This window comes from Nonomuraea sp. NPDC001831 (genome assembly GCF_042892035.1).
GTDB lineage: Bacteria > Actinomycetota > Actinomycetes > Streptosporangiales > Streptosporangiaceae > Nonomuraea.
This window is the reverse complement of sequence record NZ_JBIATU010000008.1, coordinates 154,763-171,432: the sequence shown is the minus strand read 5'-3', so window position 1 is coordinate 171,432 and position 16,670 is coordinate 154,763. Positions and strand designations below refer to the sequence as shown.

Below are 16,670 nucleotides of genomic sequence, written 5' to 3'. Positions count from 1 at the left end.
GCGGCTCCCGTGAGGGTGCCGCCCGGTCACATGATCAGCTTAGGCGTCGGTCTTGGGGCAGGTCGCCGAGTAGTTGGCGACGCCCGAAGAGGCGGCGTTCGGGCTGACGACGACGAGCTCGATGGTGCCCTTCGTCTCCTTGCTGTTCTGCGTGCCACCGACGCCCCAGGTCACGGCGAGGTCGCCGTTGACCTGACGCTCAAGGACGTTGACGTCCTTGACGCCGTTGACCACCCAGTAGTACTTGACGGTGGTCGGGCCGGTGCTGTGCAGGGTGGCCGAGAAGTCCACGCCGGGACCACGGTTGTCCTTGCACATGTCGGTGCGGGTGTTGGTGACCGACACGGACGACACGGACGCGGTGGGCTTGGGAGCCTCGCACGCCGCGTACGACTGCGTGATCGAGTCACTGTTGTTGCGGCCGGTGACCGTCAGGGTGATCTTGCCACCCTTGGCGGCGTTGCCGATCAGCGCCTGCTCGGAGAGCTCGACGGTCTTGGAGCCGCTGCCGGCGAAGAAGGTCTCGCCCTTGGACACCGACTCGCCGTTGACCGCCCAGGTGTACTGGACGCGCGCGGCGCCGGTCGCGCTGACCGTGGCGCGCGCGCCGACCTTGCAACCGTTGTGGTTGGTGGCCGTCACCAGGTTGGTGGCCGACACCTTGACAGCGGGAGCGGGGGTCGAGTCCTTGCACCACACCTTGTAGTAGGCGCGGTTGGACAGGGCGTCGTCGGGGCCGACGATCTCGAGCTGCGCCCAGCCACGCTGGCTGTGACGCGGGGAGATGCCGAAGCCGACCTTACGCTTGTTCCAGACCTTGACCTTGCCGTGGTCGGCGACCTCGCCGTTCAGGATCCAGCGGTAACGGACCCACGTCGGGTGGTTGACGCTGATCAGACCGGTGAAGTCGATCTTGTCACCCGGGGTGCAGACGCCCTCGTAGGACGACGGGTTGGCCCAGGCGCGAGCCGAGACCGACACGTCCTTGTCCGTACGGACGCCCGAGAAGTCGTCCCCGTCATTCTTGCCACCCTGGTCGGCACAGCTGACCGAGAAGTAGCCCTTCTTGGACGTGGCCTTCTTCGGACCGAGGACCTGGACGGCCTCCCAGCCCTTGACCTCACCCTTGAAGGTCACCGACTCCTTGACGGTGACCGTCTTGGTGCCGTGGCCCTTGAGCTTGACCACCTGGACCTTGCCCTTGGACCCGTCACCGTGGAGCCAACGGTAGGCGAGCTCGGTCTTGCCCTTGACCGGGACCGAGATCCTGGACGAGAAGCGGAGGTTGACCGGACAAGAACCCTGGTAGTTCTTCGACGAGACCTTCGGCGTGGTGACCGAGACCTTGCCGGACTTGGCGGACTTGGCCGCGGTGGCCGTGCCGGCCTTGCCGGCCGCGGCCGAGGTCGCCGCCTGAGCGGGGCTGGCTACCAGGCCCGCTGCCATGGCGGCCAGCACGGCGGCGGAGGCGCCGAACGCCGCCGCCTTACGTGCCAACCCAACAGACATCATGTGAGAGTGCTCCATTCCGTGAGGGAAAAGACGCGCTCGGGAACGGTCGCCACGCCGACACCTTCCGTGCACAGCAATATGGCAAAGCCCCCGTTTTGCGCCTTTACCTAATCACAATAGTGATTGCACGCTCAACACGGGTCATAGATCGGAAATGTCCGGATTTGGCTATCTCAGCCGGCGAGGGACCAGGCGATTCCGTCCAAGATGTCGTGTTCGCTGACGACGACCTGGGAAAACGCAAAACGACGCACGATCCGGTCAAGAATTAGCGCACCGGCACCAATCACGTCAACACGCCCAGGATGCATCACCGGGACCTGCGCGCGATCACCATGGGTCATCGCCAGCAGCCGCCGCGTCACCTCGTGCACCTCCTCGGCGGTGATCCTGGAGTGGTGGATGCGCTCGGAGTCGTAGGCCGGCAGGTCGAGCGCGATGCCCGCGATCGTGGTCACCGAGCCCGCCAGGCCGACCAGCGTGTGCGCCCGCTCGACGGGCACCGCCTCCTCGACCCGGTCGAGGGCCGCCTCGATGTCGGCGACGACCGCCTCCAGCGCGGGGGCCGAGGGCGGGTCGCCGGCGTCCCTCAGGTGGCGTTCGGTCAGCCGTACGCAGCCGATGTCCACCGACAGCGCGGCCTCGGCGTGCTCGGAGCCGACCACGAACTCCGTGGAGCCGCCGCCGATGTCCACCACCAGATAGGGCGGCAGCGGGCCCTGCGGCAGCTCGGTCTCCGGCGAGATGCGCAGCAGGCCCCTGGTCGCCCCCGTGAACGACAGCTCGGCCTCCTCCGCCCCCGTCACGACCTCGGGCGTCACGCCGAAGATCTCGCGCACGCCGTCGGCGAACTCCTGCCGGTTGCCCGCGTCGCGGGTGGCGCTCGTGGCGACCACCCTGGTCGCGACCGCGCCGTGCCGGTCGATCAGCTCCCGGTAGGAACGCATCGCCTTGAACGTGCGCTCCAGCGCGTCGGGCGCCAGCATGCCGGTGCGGTCCACCCCCTGCCCCAGCCGGACGATCTCCATCCGCCGCTCGACGTCGTGCAGCGTGTCGTCGCGGACGTCGGCGATGAGCAGGCGCACCGAGTTGGTGCCGCAGTCGATGGCGGCTACACGCATGGTCCGTCACTCCACCAGTCGGGGAGCGCGTCGAGCGCCTCCCTGCCGAACGGGTTGCTCCCCGGCACCGCCAGCTCGTGCGCCACCAGGGCGTGCAGGCACTTCACCCGCAGCGGCATGCCGCCGGTGCTCTGCATGTCGCGGGGCAGCGGCTCCATGCCCTCGTCGTGGGCCGCCTTGTCGCGCCTGGCGACGTAGTCGTCGTGCGCGGCCTGGTAGGCGGCCGCCAGGTCGGGGTCGCTCGCCAGCCTGGCCTGCATCTCGCGCATCAGGCCGGAGCCTTCGAGCGTGCCGATGGCCGAGGCGGCCTTGGGGCAGGTCAGGTAGTACAGGGTCGGGAACGGCGACCCGTCGGGCAGCCGCGGCGCGGTCTCCACCACGTCGGGATTGCCGCACGGGCAGCGGTGGGCCACCCCGCGCAGCCCTCTGGGCGGCCGGCCGAGCTGCCGCTGGACCGCCTCGACGTCGTCACTTTCCACTGCTGCTCTCCACCGCTCTGCGGCCCGTGCCCTTGTCGGCGGCCTCCACCGACTCCCACAGCGTCTGGTACCACGGCGGCACCTCGACGGGCTGCTTCACGGCCGTCTGCTCCTTGCCCTGCTCGGGCTCCATCACCACATAGCACTTCTCGCCGGGGCCGCAGAAGTGCAGCCGCTCCTTGGCGGTGCGCTTGATCCAGTTGGGATCGTCGCTCTGCCGGTCGCGGGCCAGCAGCGTCTGCCGCTCGGCCTCGACCCTGGCCTTCTCCGCCTGCAGCTCGGCGATGCTGCGGCGCAGGCTGATGTACTCGCGCACAGGGTAGGCCAGGCTCATCGCGATCGCGCACACCACGACCGCGAGGATGGCGGCCCGCCCGGTCAGCTGCGGCCTCTTCGCCAATGCTGCACACCCCCTTCGACGTACGGCCCGCGGCCGTCAGACCTTCCCAGGCCGCGGACCGTCAGTCGAAACTAGCGCCGGAACCGCGGAAAAGCCGCGCGACCCGCGTAGCGGGCGGCATCGTCGAGAAGCTCCTCGATGCGCAGCAACTGGTTGTACTTGGCCACGCGGTCGGACCGCGCCGGGGCGCCGGTCTTGATCTGGCCGCAGTTGACCGCCACCGCCAGGTCGGCGATCGTCGTGTCCTCGGTCTCGCCGGAACGGTGGCTCATCATGCACCGGTAGCCGTTGCGGTGGGCCAGGTCGACGGCGTCGAGGGTCTCCGACAGCGTGCCGATCTGGTTGACCTTGACCAGCAGGGCGTTGGCGGTGCCCTCGTCGATGCCGCGCGCCAGCCGCTCGGGGTTGGTGACGAACAGGTCGTCGCCGACGAGCTGCACCTTGTCGCCGAGGGCCTCGGTGATGGCCTTCCAGCCCTCCCAGTCCTCCTCGTCGAGGGGGTCCTCGATGGAGACGAGCGGGTAGTTGGCGACCAGGTCCGCGTAGAAGGCGATGAGTTCCTGCGCCGAGACGCCCTTGCCGTCGATCGTGTAGACGCCGTCCTTGTGGAACTCGGAGGCGGCCACGTCGAGGGCCAGCGCCACGTCTTCGCCCGGCACGTAGCCGGCCCGCTCGATCGCGACCAGGATCAGGTCGAGGGCGTCGCGGTTGGAGGGCAGGTTGGGGGCGAAGCCGCCCTCGTCGCCCAGGCCCGTCGCGTAGCCCTTCTCCTTCAGCACGCCCTTGAGCGCGTGGTAGACCTCGGTGCCCATGCGCACGGCCTCGCGGAACGTCTCCGCCCCGATCGGCGCGATCATGAACTCCTGGATGTCGACGTTGGTGTCGGCGTGCGCGCCGCCGTTGAGGATGTTCATCATCGGCACGGGCAGCACGTGGGCGTTGGGGCCGCCGACGTAGCGGAACAGGGGCAGGTCGGCGCTGTCGGCCGCGGCCTTGGCGACGGCGAGCGAGACGCCCAGGATGGCGTTGGCGCCCAGCTTGGCCTTGTTCGGCGTGCGGTCGAGGTCGATCATGATCTGGTCGATGATGCGCTGGTCCTCGGCCTCGATCCCGTTGATCTCCTCGAAGATCTCGTCGGTCACCGCCAGCACGGCCTTCTCCACGCCCTTGCCGCCATAGCGCTTGCCGCCGTCACGCAGCTCGACCGCCTCGAACTGGCCGGTGGACGCCCCGCTCGGCACGGCGGCGCGGCCGCTGCTGCCGTCGTCGAGCACGACCTCGACCTCGACCGTGGGGTTGCCCCGGGAGTCGAGGATCTCGCGAGCGTAAACGACCTCGATGGTAGCCACGGGTTGCGCTCCTAAATCGAAAGGCAATATGCCATCAGAGCCTATCGGTACCCAGGGCCACCGATACGGCACGGTCCGACTGCCGGACATCGGCCCCGTCATGGGCCGGCCGGTCGAAGGGAGGCGTCGGGAGCGGGCCGGCCGGTCGGGGACAGACTTCGGGGCCCGTCGTGGCCAGTCCGTCGGGGACAGGCATCGAGGCTGTCGTGGGTCAGCCGGTCGGGGACAGGCTCCATGCCTGGAGGCGGCCGCCTGTCGCGGCGACCAGCAGGCCGTCGCCCACCGCCAGGGCGGTGACCTTCCTGCCCGGCGCGAGGCCGCCCAGCCGCTCGCCGCGGTCGGCGTTCCACACGGTGACCCCGTCGCCGCCGCCGGCGATCATCCGGCGGCCACCCGCGGCCGTGACGCCGGCGCCCGCCGCGCCCGTGGTGAAGCCGCGCACGTAGGCGCCGCTGGCCAGGTCGTACACGGCGGTCGAGCGGCCCGTGGTGACGGCGGCGCGGCCGTCGCCGAACGCGGCGACCGAACGCACCTCGCCCTTGCCCTCGCCGAGCAGCCCGCCGGCCGCGTGCACCAGGCCCCGGCCGGTGCCGACGAGGGCCTTGCCGCTGGCCTCGTCCCAGGCCAGGGCGGTGACCGGGCCGGTGGCCGGCCTGGCGCGGGCGACGACGCGGTTGGCGGCCAGGTCGAGCGTCACGACCCGGCCGTCACGGCAGCCGATCATCACCGCGGGCTGCTTGCGCCACTGGCCGGGCGCCAGGCGGGCCTCCGACGGGCACACCGCGTGCCACGTGCCGGGGCGGGCGTCGCCGATGCGCCAGCGCCGCACGGCCCCGTCCGTGCCCGTCCAGACCGCCGTCTGCCGGCCGCCCACCGGGACCAGCAGCAGCGAGCGCACCGGCGTGGGGCCGGCGTTCGCGAGCCGGTCGAGCGGCTCGCCGGTACGCGGGTCCCACACCTCGATCGAGTTGCCCGCCCGCTCGGCGTAGACGACGACGGGCGCGCCCTTGTGGTGCCCGATGGCCATCGCCGCGACCTGGGCTCCCGACGCGGGCCCGAACCGGGGGCCGAGCTCGACGCCGAACGCCTCCGCCGGCCCGCCGTCCTGCCCGCCGGAGGGCAGACCGGCGTTGCGCCACAACACCCCGGCCACCACCCCCACGGCGACCAGCACGCCGACCCCGGCGGCGGCCCACCCCCGCCGCGTCACCCGCCGCGCGCCGAACCGCTCCGCCCGTGACTCACCAGCGCCGGACCGCTCCGCCCGCACCTCACCAGCGCCGGGCCGCTCCGCCCGCACCACGCCGGCGCCGGGCCGCGCCCGCCTGCGACCGTGCCCACGGGCTTGCCCACGGACCTCCTCGCGGACGGGCCCGCGGACGCGCCCGGGACCGTGCCCGCTGAGGGGCCCACTGAGGGGCCCGCTGAGGGGCCCGCGCGGCGCCGTGCGGCCCAGCAGCCGCGCCCGCACCTCCTCGGCCGACGGCCGCGCCCTCGGCTCCTTGGCCAGGCACGCCGCCAGCACCGCGCGCAGCGGCTCGGGCACCTCCCGCAGGTCCGGCTCGGCGTGCAGGATCCGGTTCATCACGGCCGGGATCGAGTCCCTGCCGAACAGCGGCTCCCCCGTGGCGGCGAACCCGACGGTGGCCGCCCAGCTGAAGACGTCGGAGGCGGCCGTCGCGCCCTCCCCCGCGATCTGCTCCGGTGACATGTACCCCGGCGTGCCGACGACGCTGCTCGCCGTGGTGGAGACGTCCACGTCCTTGGCGATGCCGAAGTCGATCACGCGGGGGCCGTCCTGGCCCATCAGCACGTTGCTCGGCTTGAAGTCGCGGTGCACGATGCCCGCGCCGTGGATGGCGGTCAGGGCCGTGATCGTGCCGGCCGCCAGCCGGTCCAGCTCGCCGCCGGTCAGCGGGCCGCCGTCCAGGACCAGGTCGTGCAGGGACGGCCCGTCGATGAACTCGCTGACGATGTACGGCCGCCCCTCGGCCAGCCCGCTGCCGTAGATCCGCGCCGTGCGCGCGCCGGCCACCTTGGCGGCGGTCGTGCTCTCCCGCAGGAACCGGCGGGTGGCCCGCTCGTCGCCCAGCAGGCGCGGATGCAGCACCTTGACGGCCGCGTGGCCGCCGCGCGCGTCGCGGCCGAGGAACACCGACCCCTGGCCGCCGTCGCCCAGCCGGCCGAGCAGGCGGTAGCCCGCCACCTCCCGCGGCTCCCCCGAGCGCAGCGGTCTCAGCTCCACCACCAGTCCCCCTCGGCTCGCCGGTTCAAGCCCCCGAGGATCCTGGCATTTGGTGACTTCTCCCGACAACCGGGACGGTCAGGCGTTGGACTCCCACGCGCGTACGCGGTCGCGGTAGGCACGGGCCGCGGCGCGCAGCTCGGCCTCGGGGTCCAGCCCGGCCTCCTGCGCCCGGCGTACGAGGTCGAACAGCTCGCGCGCCACCCCCTGGCCGATCGCGGCCGCCAGCGCCTCGGGCGCACCGGCCCGTTCGGCCCTGCGCAGCAGCTGGGCGGCCAGCGCGAGCGCGGGCTGGCCCAGGGGGACGCCGTCGAGCACCGACGACTCGCCGCCCTTGGCCGCCCGCTCGGCCGCCTTGATCGCCTCCCAGTTGTCGTTGACCTCGTCCGCGCTCTCGGCCCGCACCGATCCGAACACGTGCGGGTGCCGCCGGACGAGCTTCTCGACGATCCCCGCGGCGACGTCGTCCATGTCGAACGTCTCGGCCACGCGAGCGTGGAAGACCACCTGGAGCAGCAGGTCGCCGAGCTCCTCGCGGAGCGCCGGGTAGTCGCCCTGCTCGATCGTCTCCAGGACCTCGTACGACTCCTCCAGCAGGTACGGCACCAGCGACTCGTGCGTCTGCTTGCGGTCCCACGGGCACTCGGTGCGCAGCCGGTCCATCACCGCGACCAGGTCGAGCACCCGCGAGCCGGGCAGGTCGTACGAACCGGGCACGACCTCGATGAGCGGCGGCTCGTCGAGCGTGATGGCCGCGCGCCCGATCGCGCGCATGAAGTCCTCGTCGTCACCGGCGAGCCAGACCACCCGCTCGCGCACCGCCCGCCTGGACAGCGCGACCGCGTCGGGCACGACGACCTCCGCCTCGATCCCGGCGGCGGCCAGATAGGGAAGCTGCGGGTGGCCGGCCGAGCCGGTCAGCACGGGCCCCGAGCGCAGCGCCTGCCAGGCCTGGTCGCTCAGCAGGCCCGGCGCGACCCTGGGCGAGGTGGTGACGACGATCAGCGGCATCGGGCTAGCCCTGCTGTTGCTGCTGCGCCTGCTGGGAGGACTTGCCGAACCGGCCCGGATCGACGAAGCCCTGCTGGCTGAACTGGCCGTAACGGGGGCTGTAGACCGGCTTGATGCTCGTCAGCTCCTTGACGAACTTCTCCTGCGCGGCCTGGTCCTGGGCGCCGCCGAGCTGGTTGCGCACCTTGACCGCGCCCAGCTCCGCGCGCAGGTAGCCCCGCGCGTCGGCCGGGCTGACGCCCCTGGCGATCAGGTTGATCTCGGGCGACTGGTACTGGCCCGGGTCCTTGAGCGCGTTGTCCACCTCGCTCTCGCTGACCTGCACGTTGTGCTTGGCCGCGAGCTGCCTGAACGCGCTCTCGTTCGCCATCCGGTAGAGCACGAACTGGGTGACGGGCACCCCGAGCTGCTCGGCCGAGACGTTGGCGCGCTTGAGGGCGGCCTCGTACTCCTGAACGTTCCTGGTCAGGTCGCGGGCCGAGATGCGCTCGCTCCCGACCACGGCCGCTGCTCCGGCCTCCATGGGCGAAGAGCAGGCGGTCAGCGCGGCGAGTCCGACCGCACCGGCGGCCACAGCCACTCGAATCGACTTCACATGCGTCCCTTTCCGAACAAAAACCGCGCTCAGCTTACCCGCGCGGGCTCAAGAAACATCGCCTCGACCAGGTCGCCGCACCATTTGAGCAGATCCAGGTCGCGCAACGGCTGCCCGCCCAGCGGCTTGGTCTTGGGCACCGGCACGAGCAACGTCTCGGCCGCCTGCTTGTAGACCGCCTTCTTGTACAGCCGGTCGAGCCTGACCTGCTGCGACTCCCGCAGCCGGGCCGGGCCGAACTTGATGTTCTGCCCCTGCAGCGTGACGTCGGTGAGCCCGGCCGAGCGCGCCTTGATCCGGAAGCGGGCCACCTCCAGCAGGTTCTCCACCTCCACCGGCGGCTTGCCGTAGCGGTCGGTGAGCTCGTCGCGGACCTCGTCGATGTGGATCGGCGCGGTGATGGCCGCGATGCGCTTGTACGCCTCCAGCCGCAGCCGCTCGGAGGTGACGTAGTCGTGCGGGATGTGGGCGTTGATGGGCAGCTCGACCTTGACGTCCTGCTGCTCCTGCTGGACCTCGGCCCCGGACAGCTTGGCCTTCTGCTCCTGCACGGCCTCGGCCATCAGGCGCACGTAGAGGTCGAAGCCGACGCCCGCGATGAAGCCCGACTGCTCGGCGCCGAGCACGTTGCCCGCGCCGCGGATCTCCAGGTCCTTCATCGCGACGTACATGCCCGCGCCCATCTCGGTGTGCTGGGAGATGGTGGCCAGGCGCTCGTGCGCGGTCTCCGTCAGCGGCTTCTCCGGCGGGTAGAGGAAGTACGCGTAACCGCGTTCCCTGCCTCGCCCGACCCGGCCCCTGAGCTGGTGGAGCTGGGACAGGCCGTAGTTGTCGGCCCGGTCGACGATGAGCGTGTTGGCGTTGGGCACGTCGAGGCCGGACTCGACGATCGTGGTGGAGACGAGCAGGTCGTACTCGCGTTCCCAGAAGCCGACCATGATCTTCTCGAGCTGGTGCTCGTTCATCTGGCCGTGGGCGACCGCGATGCGCGCCTCGGGGACCAGCTCGCGCAGCCGCGCCGCCACCCGGTTGATGGAGGCCACCCGGTTGTGCACGAAGAAGATCTGGCCGTCGCGCATCAGCTCGCGCCGGATCGCCGCCGCGATCTGCTTCTCCTCGTACGGCCCCACGAACGTGAGAATCGGGTGCCGCTCCTCCGGCGGCGTCAGGATCGTGGACATCTCGCGGATGCCGGTCAGACCCATCTCCAGCGTGCGCGGGATCGGCGTGGCCGACATGGCCAGCACGTCGACCTGCGTGCGCAGGTGCTTCATGGCCTCCTTGTGCTCGACGCCGAACCGCTGCTCCTCGTCGATGATGATCAGCCCGAGGTCCTTGAACCTGACCTCCGGGCTGAGCAGCCGGTGGGTGCCGATGACGACGTCGACCGCGCCCGACCGCAGCCCCTCCATCGTGCCCTTGACCTCGCCGTCGGTCTGGAAGCGCGAGATCGGCCTGATCGCGATGGGGAAGCTGGAGAACCGCTCGGTGAAGGTGGACATGTGCTGCTGCACCAGCAGCGTGGTCGGCACCAGCACGGCCACCTGCTTGCCGTCCTGGACGGCCTTGAACGCCGCCCGCACCGCGATCTCGGTCTTGCCGTAGCCGACGTCGCCGCAGATCAGCCGGTCCATCGGGACGCCGCGTTCCATGTCGCGCTTGACCTCGTCGATGGCTTCGAGCTGGTCGCCGGTCTCGGCGTAGGGGAAGGCGTCCTCCATCTCGCGCTGCCACGGCGTGTCGGCGCCGAAGGCGTGGCCCGGCGAGGCCATGCGGGCCGAGTAGAGCCTGATCAGCTCGCCGGCGATCTCCTTGACCGCCTTCTTGGCCCTGGACTTGGCCTTGGCCCAGTCGGCGCCGCCCATGCGGTTGAGCGTGGGCGCCTCGCCGCCGACGTAGCGGGTGACCTCGTCGAGCTGGTCGGTGGGCACGTAGAGGCGGTCGCCCTTGGCGTACTCGATGACCAGGTACTCGCGGGTCGCGCCCTGGACCGTGCGCTGGACCATCTCGACGTAGCGGCCGACGCCGTGCTGCTCGTGCACGACGTGGTCGCCGACCTTGAGCTGGAGCGGGTCGACCATGTTGCGGCGGCGCGAGGGCAGCCGGCGCATGTCCTTGGTGGACGCCTTCTGGCCCACCAGGTCGAGGTGGGTGAGCACGGCCAGGCGCGGGGTGATGAACCCGTGCTCGATCAGGCCGGTCGAGACGTGCACGACCTTGGGCTCGGGCGCCTTGTCCAGGAAACTCTGCAACCGCGCGGGCACGTCGACGCCCTTGAGCAGCTCGACCATGCGCTCGGCCGGCCCGTGGCCCTCGCTGAGCAGCACGACCGCCTTGTCCTCGGCCAGCCAGCCCTTGATGTCGGCCAGCGCCTTGGCGGTGTCGCCCCGGTAGGCCTCGGAGTCCTGGGCGTCGAGCTCGACGCCGTTGCCGAACGGCGCCATCGTCCACCACGGCTGGCCCAGCGCGCCGGCGTGGTCGCGGATCTCCTCCAGCGTGCGGAAGGCCGCCGCGCCCAGGTCGATCGGCGCCTCGCCGCCGGCCGCCGCGTTGATCCAGGACGCCTCCAGGAACTCCTGCGAGGTGCGTACGAGCTCTTCGGCCCGGCCCCTGATGCGCTCGGGGTCGCACACGAACACCGCCGACCTGACCGGCAGGTGGTCGAGCAGCAGGTCCATCTCCCCCGCCAGCACCGGCGCGAACGCCTCCATGCCCTCGACCGGAATGCCGTCGGCGAGCTGGTCGAGCACCTCGGCGAGCGCCGGATGCTCCTGCGCCAGCTCCCGCGCCCGCGCCCGGACCTCGCCGGTCAGCAGCAGCTCGCGGCACGGCGGCGCGAACAGGCCGTCCTCGGCCGCCTCCAGCGAGCGCTGGTCGGCCACCTTGAACCAGCGGATCTCCTCGACCGTGTCGCCCCAGAACTCCAGCCGCAGCGGATGCTCCTCGGTGGGCGGGAACACGTCGAGCAGCCCGCCGCGCACGGCCACCTCGCCGCGCTTCTCCACCATGTCGACCCGGTGGTAGCCGTTGGTGACCAGGCGCTCGACCACCTCGTCGAGGTCGGCGTCGTCGCCCGCCCGCAGCCTGATCGGCTCCAGGTCGCCGAGCCCCTTGACGATCGGCTGGAGCAGCGCCCTGACCGGGGCGACCACCACGCCGAGCGGCCCGGCGGCGGTGTCGCCCTTGACCGGGTGCGCCAGCCTGCGCAGCACGGCCAGGCGCTGGCCCACGGTGTCGCTGCGCGGCGAGAGCCGCTCGTGCGGCAGCGTCTCCCAGGCCGGGAACACCGCGACCGAGCTCGGCTCGAGAAGGCTCGTCAACGCCGCCGCCAGGTCCTCGGCCTCCCGGCCGGTGGCGGTGACGGCCAGCACGGTGCGCTGGTCGTGCGCGGCCAGCGCGGCCACGCCGAACGGCCGCAACGCCGACGGCGCGATCAGTGAGACGTCGCCGCCCTCTTCGAGCGCGGCGGTCAGCTTCGGGTCGGCCCCGGCCCCCAGGGCCACAACGTCAAGCAATCCGGAAAGACTCATCAGATACGCCCACAGCCCCACGACGGCAACACAACTACCCCCGGCCGGGTCAGGTCGCGGGGGTCTCCACCCAGCCTACTCGGGGTGCGGCACCCGGTAACCGGGGACCGACGGCCAGCGTACGGTGAGCACCACCGACTCCGCCTCGGCGACCCACGAGTGGTCGACGCCCTTGCCCCAGACCACGTAGTCGCCGGGCTCGGTCAGCAGCACGCCGCGCCCCGGCAGCTCCACCCGGAACCGGCCGCTGATCAGGACGAGCAGGGCGGTGCGCTCCTCGCCCCGCACCCACTGCGCGCGCTCGTCGCCCGCCGGGTGCACGCCCCACTTGATCTCGACTTCCTCACTGTGTCTTGGGTCGCCGAAGGGTTTGAAGTGACCGAGCAGCCAGCCCCGGTCGCCGGCCGCGTCGATATTGGCGTTCCCCACGTAAACCTGCCCGTCCACGGGGCAGGACGCTAGCAGGGAAGTGCCTAACCGAGACGGCTCGATTGATTACTGTAGGTGACATGTCTGAGGTGCGATCAGTCGCCCAGCGAGGCGACCTCTTCGGTCAACGGATCCGCGAGCACTGGGCCGGGCGGTTCAGCCGGCGGCTCGACATACTCGTCGCCGGGTGCGCCCACGACGAGCCGCTCGACGTGGAGCCGCTGGAGGCCAGGGCCACGGGCGCCGACGTGGACCACCCGGTCATCAGGGACGTCGTGGAGGAGCGCGCCGACCTGGTGGCCTGGTCGCTCGGCGACCTGCGCTGCGTGCCGCTCCAGCACCGCGCCTACGACGTGATCCACCTGTCGTTCCTGCTCGAACGCGTCCAGCACGCCGAGCTGGTGTTCGACCGCCTGCTCCAGTCGCTGCGCCCGGGCGGCCTGGTGCTGCTGCGCATGCGCGACAGGAAGTCGGCCTACGGGCTGCTCGACCGCCTCACGCCGTCGTGGCTGCGCCGGGCGTTGTGGCGCACGCTGGTCACCCCCGGCACGCCGGGCCCGCTGCCCGTCGTCTACGAGCCGCTGGCCTCCAGCGACGGCATGCACGCCTTCTGTCTCAGCCGCGGCCTGATGATCACCGACGACGAGCGCCGGGTCAGCGGCCCGGCCCGCGCCGGCCGGCTCGGCTCCGCCGCCGTCGCGCTGGTCGACCGGCTGAGCGGCGGACGTTACCCCGCCTCCCACGACGAGATCACCATGGTGATCAGGAAGCCCCAGCATCACTTCGCCCGGCTGCTCTAGCGACAGGACGGTCCGAGCGATAGACTCCTTTCCTACCAATTCAATCGGAATAGTTGGGATGTCGGAACCGTGGAGTGGACCCCGGACGCGCACGAGCTGGCCGACCTTGAGCTGCTGCTGTCCGGGGCGTTCGAGCCGCTGACCGGCTTCCTCGGCCACGACGACCTGCACGCCGTGCAGGAGCGCGGCACGCTCGCCGACGGCACCCCCTGGCCCGCGCCGGTCACCCTCCACCTGCCCGCCGAGGTCTCGCCCGGCGACGAGGTGCGGCTGCTCGACCCCGAGGGCCTGCCGCTGGCCGTGCTCACCGTGACCGCGCGCGAGGCCGACGGCCTGACCTCGGGCCCGCTCAAGGCGCTCGGCGCGCCCGAGCACGGCCCGTTCGCCCGGCTGCGCCGCACGCCCGCGGAGGTCAGGGCCGAGCTCGGCGGCCGGCCCGCGCTGGCCGTCACGATGCGCGGGCCGCTCGACGACCTCACCGAGATCACCGCCACCGCGAAGGAGCTCGACGCGGTGATCGTGCTGCTCCCCCTCTCGTACGGCGAGGCGGGCCCCGGCGTCGTCCGCGCCGCGCTGCGCGCCAAGGCGCACCTGCCGGAGGGCACCCTCGTCGTCCCGGTCCCGCTGGCGCCGCGCGCGGAGCCGGAGATCGACCTCGAACTGCGCGAGCACGTCGCCACCGCCTACGGCGCCACCGAGCACTACGCGGGCCCCGAGCCGGTCACGCTCCCCGGCCCGCCCCACCGCCGCGGCCTGGTCGTCTTCTTCACCGGCCTGTCCGGCTCGGGCAAGTCCACCATCGCCCGCGGCCTGCGCGACGCCCTGCTGGAGCTCGGCACCCGCACCGTCACCTACCTCGACGGCGACGTCGTGCGCCACCTGCTGTCCAAGGGCCTGACCTTCTCCAAGGCCGACCGCGACCTGAACATCCGGCGCATCGGCTTCGTCGCGGCCGAGGCGGCCCGCCACGGCGGCCTGGCGATCTGCGCCCCCATCGCCCCCTACGCCGCCACCCGCGAGGAGGTGCGCGAGACGGTCGAGTCCGTCGGGGCCGACTTCCTGCTCGTGCACGTCGCCACGCCGCTGGCCGAGTGCGAGCGGCGCGACCGCAAGGGCCTGTACGCCAAGGCCCGCGCCGGCCTGATCCCCGAGTTCACCGGCGTCTCCGACCCCTACGAGGAGCCGGACGACGCCGACCTCGTGATCGACACCACGCACATCTCGATCGAGGCGGCCGTCTCCCAGGTCCTGGGGGCGCTGCAGTCCGGAGGATGGGTACGTTGATCGACTTCGCACTGGTCGCCGGGTCCTTCGTCGTCGCCGTCGTGGTCGGCCTGACCGGCATGGGCGGCGGGGCCCTGATGACCCCGATGATGATGTTGTTCTTCAACGTCCCGCCGCTGGCCGCGGTCTCCAGCGACCTGGTCGCCTCGGCGGTCATGAAGCCGGTCGGCAGCGTCGTCCACCTGCGGCGGGGCACGGTCAACCTGCGGCTGGTCGGCTGGTTGTGCGCCGGGTCGGTGCCGGCCGCGTTCTGCGGGGTGTTCCTGGCCCGCGCGTTCGCCGTGACCGACGCGGTCAAGTACGCGCTGGGCGTGGCGCTGCTGCTGGCCGTCGTCGGCATGGCGGTCAAGGGCTGGCTCGGCGCGCGGGGCGGCTCGTCGAGCGCCCACGAGATCGTCGTGCGCCCAATTCCGACCCTACTGGTCGGTACGGTAGGCGGGCTCGTGGTCGGCGTCTCCTCCGTGGGATCGGGGTCGCTGATCATCGTGGCCCTGCTCGTGCTCTATCCGGCGCTCAAGGCCAACCAGCTCGTCGGCACCGACCTGGTGCAGGCCGTGCCCCTGGTCGCGTCGGCCGCGCTCGGCCACCTGATGTTCGGCGACTTCAAGCTGGAGCTCACGCTCTCGCTGCTCGTCGGCTCGATCCCCGGCGTCTACCTCGGCGCGCGGATCTCCTCACGCGCCCCGGGCGGGCTGATCAGGGCTCTGCTGGCGATCGTCCTGCTCGCCTCGGCGCTCAAGCTCCTGGACGTCGGCAACGCCGTCACCGCCTGGCTGCTCGTCGCCGCCTGCGCGGTCACCTTCGCCGGCTGGCGGCTGCGCGCCGGCGGCCTGGCCCGGCGCGGCGACGTGGCCGCGGCCGTCGAGGTTCCCCAGGAAGCGCGGCGTTAGGGCCGCGGCACGCGGGTCGAGCGGAAGTAGCGGTCGCGGGCGAGCTGGGTGAAGGCGCGGGCCGCGCCCGGATCGGAGTCGAAGCTCGTGTTGCCGCGCGGCGCCTGCGGCGAGTCGAAGTACAACAACGCCTTGATCTGCGGATACCGCTTGATCTGTCTCAGCACCGACTCGAAGAAGCGCCGTTTGAAGGCCCGGTCGGCGGGCCGCTCGAACACCCCCCACTCGGCCACCATGACCGGCTTGCCGGGGAAGCGCGCCTGCATCCACCGGTAGAAACCCGGCCAGCTGCCGTACTCCTTGCGGGTCTTGTTCACCAGCCCGTCGAAGTCGTGCACCCGGTCGTCGGCGTACGGGTCCATGGCCACCCAGTCGACCACGTCGTCACCGGGGTAGAGATCCTCGAACCAGGGCTTGGCCGCCCAGTTGGGCGCCCCCATGTACGTCATGACCGTCACGGCGTTCTTCACCCCGCGCTCGCGCAGCCTGAGCACGACGTGCCGGAACATCGCCGCGTAGTCGCCGGCCTGCATGCCCGACCCCGAGCGGGCGTCGACGTCGTTCTCCGGCTCGTGGTGGAGGGTGAGGAAGAACCGTTCGGGGAAGGTGCGCCTGAGGTGGTCGGCCAGGCGGTCGATCCGCCGGTCGAGGGCGCCGTCGGCGATGTCGGCCCAGGTGCGGTCGAGCGACGGCTTCCAGTTGATCATGAGCAGCCGGGGACGGCCCGGATCGCGGGCCAGGCCGATCTCCTGGGGGGTGGGGAACAGCTCGCTGCCGCGATGGTAGACGTGCAGCACGTCGGCGGCGGCGCCCATGCGCGACTCGGCCCCGCGCAGCGCCTCGGCCACGGGAGCGCCGGTGAAGACCTCGGGCGCCACGCCCCACCAGGCGCCGCAGGAGGGGATGAGCCTGGCGGTGACCGCGCAGGAGGGCGCGCCGGCCAGCTCGGCCGTGCTGGTGTCGACCCGGGCGGGCGCGCCCTCGGCCGTCGAGCAGGCGGCCAGGAGGGCGAGCACCGCGCAGGT

Annotated in this window: 14 protein-coding genes; 3 read left to right on the top strand and 11 right to left on the bottom strand. The window is 71.8% G+C overall.

The window, feature by feature from the left end; genetic code table 11:
* Positions 1-39: 39 nt before the first annotated feature.
* The 10 genes from ACFYYW_RS26070 to ACFYYW_RS26025 all read right to left on the bottom strand — a co-directional run bounded on the left by ACFYYW_RS26070 (position 40) and on the right by ACFYYW_RS26025 (position 12,689).
* Positions 40-1,497, bottom strand: coding sequence for a hypothetical protein (locus ACFYYW_RS26070; RefSeq protein WP_387652299.1), 1,458 nt, complete (start codon positions 1,495-1,497; stop codon positions 40-42).
* 188 nt (positions 1,498-1,685) lie between these two features.
* Positions 1,686-2,633 (bottom strand): Ppx/GppA phosphatase family protein, encoded by a 948-nt coding sequence (locus ACFYYW_RS26065; protein ID WP_352323566.1) that lies wholly within the window; start codon positions 2,631-2,633, stop codon positions 1,686-1,688.
* The gene (locus tag ACFYYW_RS26060) at positions 2,624-3,112 is read right to left on the bottom strand and encodes a DUF501 domain-containing protein (RefSeq protein ID WP_352323567.1); all 489 of its coding nucleotides are present in this window, start codon (positions 3,110-3,112) and stop codon (positions 2,624-2,626) included. Before ACFYYW_RS26060 ends, ACFYYW_RS26065 begins: the two co-directional genes overlap by 10 nt.
* Positions 3,102-3,512, bottom strand: a complete 411-nt coding sequence (locus ACFYYW_RS26055; protein WP_352323568.1) for a septum formation initiator family protein — start codon at positions 3,510-3,512, stop codon at positions 3,102-3,104. Before ACFYYW_RS26055 ends, ACFYYW_RS26060 begins: the two co-directional genes overlap by 11 nt.
* 71 nt (positions 3,513-3,583) lie before the next feature.
* Positions 3,584-4,861: a phosphopyruvate hydratase gene (gene eno / locus ACFYYW_RS26050; protein ID WP_387652296.1), complete on the bottom strand. Its 1,278-nt coding sequence runs from the start codon at positions 4,859-4,861 to the stop codon at positions 3,584-3,586.
* 211 nt (positions 4,862-5,072) lie between these two features.
* A complete protein-coding gene (locus ACFYYW_RS26045) occupies positions 5,073-7,109 on the bottom strand; it encodes a WD40 repeat domain-containing serine/threonine protein kinase (protein ID WP_387652294.1) in 2,037 nt (678 codons plus the stop codon).
* A 75-nt stretch (positions 7,110-7,184) separates the two neighbouring features.
* Positions 7,185-8,117, bottom strand: coding sequence for a MazG family protein (locus tag ACFYYW_RS26040; RefSeq protein WP_387652292.1), 933 nt, complete (start codon positions 8,115-8,117; stop codon positions 7,185-7,187).
* Between the two features lie 4 nt (positions 8,118-8,121).
* Positions 8,122-8,745 (bottom strand): SurA N-terminal domain-containing protein, encoded by a 624-nt coding sequence (locus tag ACFYYW_RS26035; RefSeq protein WP_387652584.1) that lies wholly within the window; start codon positions 8,743-8,745, stop codon positions 8,122-8,124.
* Positions 8,742-12,242: a transcription-repair coupling factor gene (gene mfd, locus ACFYYW_RS26030; RefSeq protein ID WP_387652290.1), complete on the bottom strand. Its 3,501-nt coding sequence runs from the start codon at positions 12,240-12,242 to the stop codon at positions 8,742-8,744. The genes ACFYYW_RS26035 and mfd overlap by 4 nt, the downstream gene beginning before the upstream one ends.
* Positions 12,243-12,317: 75 nt before the next feature.
* The gene (locus ACFYYW_RS26025; protein ID WP_352323573.1) at positions 12,318-12,689 is read right to left on the bottom strand and encodes a signal peptidase I; all 372 of its coding nucleotides are present in this window, start codon (positions 12,687-12,689) and stop codon (positions 12,318-12,320) included.
* 62 nt (positions 12,690-12,751) lie between these two features.
* Here ACFYYW_RS26025 and ACFYYW_RS26020 point away from each other — a divergent pair, with 62 nt between their 5' ends.
* The 3 genes from ACFYYW_RS26020 to ACFYYW_RS26010 all read left to right on the top strand — a co-directional run bounded on the left by ACFYYW_RS26020 (position 12,752) and on the right by ACFYYW_RS26010 (position 15,645).
* Positions 12,752-13,471 carry a methyltransferase domain-containing protein gene (locus ACFYYW_RS26020; RefSeq protein WP_352323574.1) on the top strand — a complete coding sequence of 240 codons (720 nt, stop codon included), beginning with the start codon at positions 12,752-12,754 and terminating at the stop codon, positions 13,469-13,471.
* A 69-nt stretch (positions 13,472-13,540) separates the two neighbouring features.
* The gene (gene cysC, locus ACFYYW_RS26015) at positions 13,541-14,755 is read left to right on the top strand and encodes an adenylyl-sulfate kinase (RefSeq protein WP_364414523.1); all 1,215 of its coding nucleotides are present in this window, start codon (positions 13,541-13,543) and stop codon (positions 14,753-14,755) included.
* Complete coding sequence (locus ACFYYW_RS26010) at positions 14,752-15,645, top strand: sulfite exporter TauE/SafE family protein (protein WP_387652287.1); 894 nt, start codon at positions 14,752-14,754, stop codon at positions 15,643-15,645. Before cysC ends, ACFYYW_RS26010 begins: the two co-directional genes overlap by 4 nt.
* Here the strand turns inward: ACFYYW_RS26010 and ACFYYW_RS26005 are convergent.
* A complete protein-coding gene (locus tag ACFYYW_RS26005) occupies positions 15,642-16,661 on the bottom strand; it encodes a glycoside hydrolase family 26 protein (protein ID WP_387652285.1) in 1,020 nt (339 codons plus the stop codon). The genes ACFYYW_RS26010 and ACFYYW_RS26005 overlap by 4 nt on opposite strands.
* Positions 16,662-16,670 lie beyond the last annotated feature (9 nt).

Coding starts and splice junctions, on each gene's coding strand:
- mfd (WP_387652290.1), bottom strand. CDS start 12,242: ATGAGTCTTTCCGGATTGCTTGACGTTGTGGCCCTGGGGGCCGGGGCC.
- ACFYYW_RS26065 (WP_352323566.1), bottom strand. CDS start 2,633: ATGCGTGTAGCCGCCATCGACTGCGGCACCAACTCGGTGCGCCTGCTC.
- ACFYYW_RS26020 (WP_352323574.1), top strand. CDS start 12,752: ATGTCTGAGGTGCGATCAGTCGCCCAGCGAGGCGACCTCTTCGGTCAA.
- ACFYYW_RS26040 (WP_387652292.1), bottom strand. CDS start 8,117: ATGCCGCTGATCGTCGTCACCACCTCGCCCAGGGTCGCGCCGGGCCTG.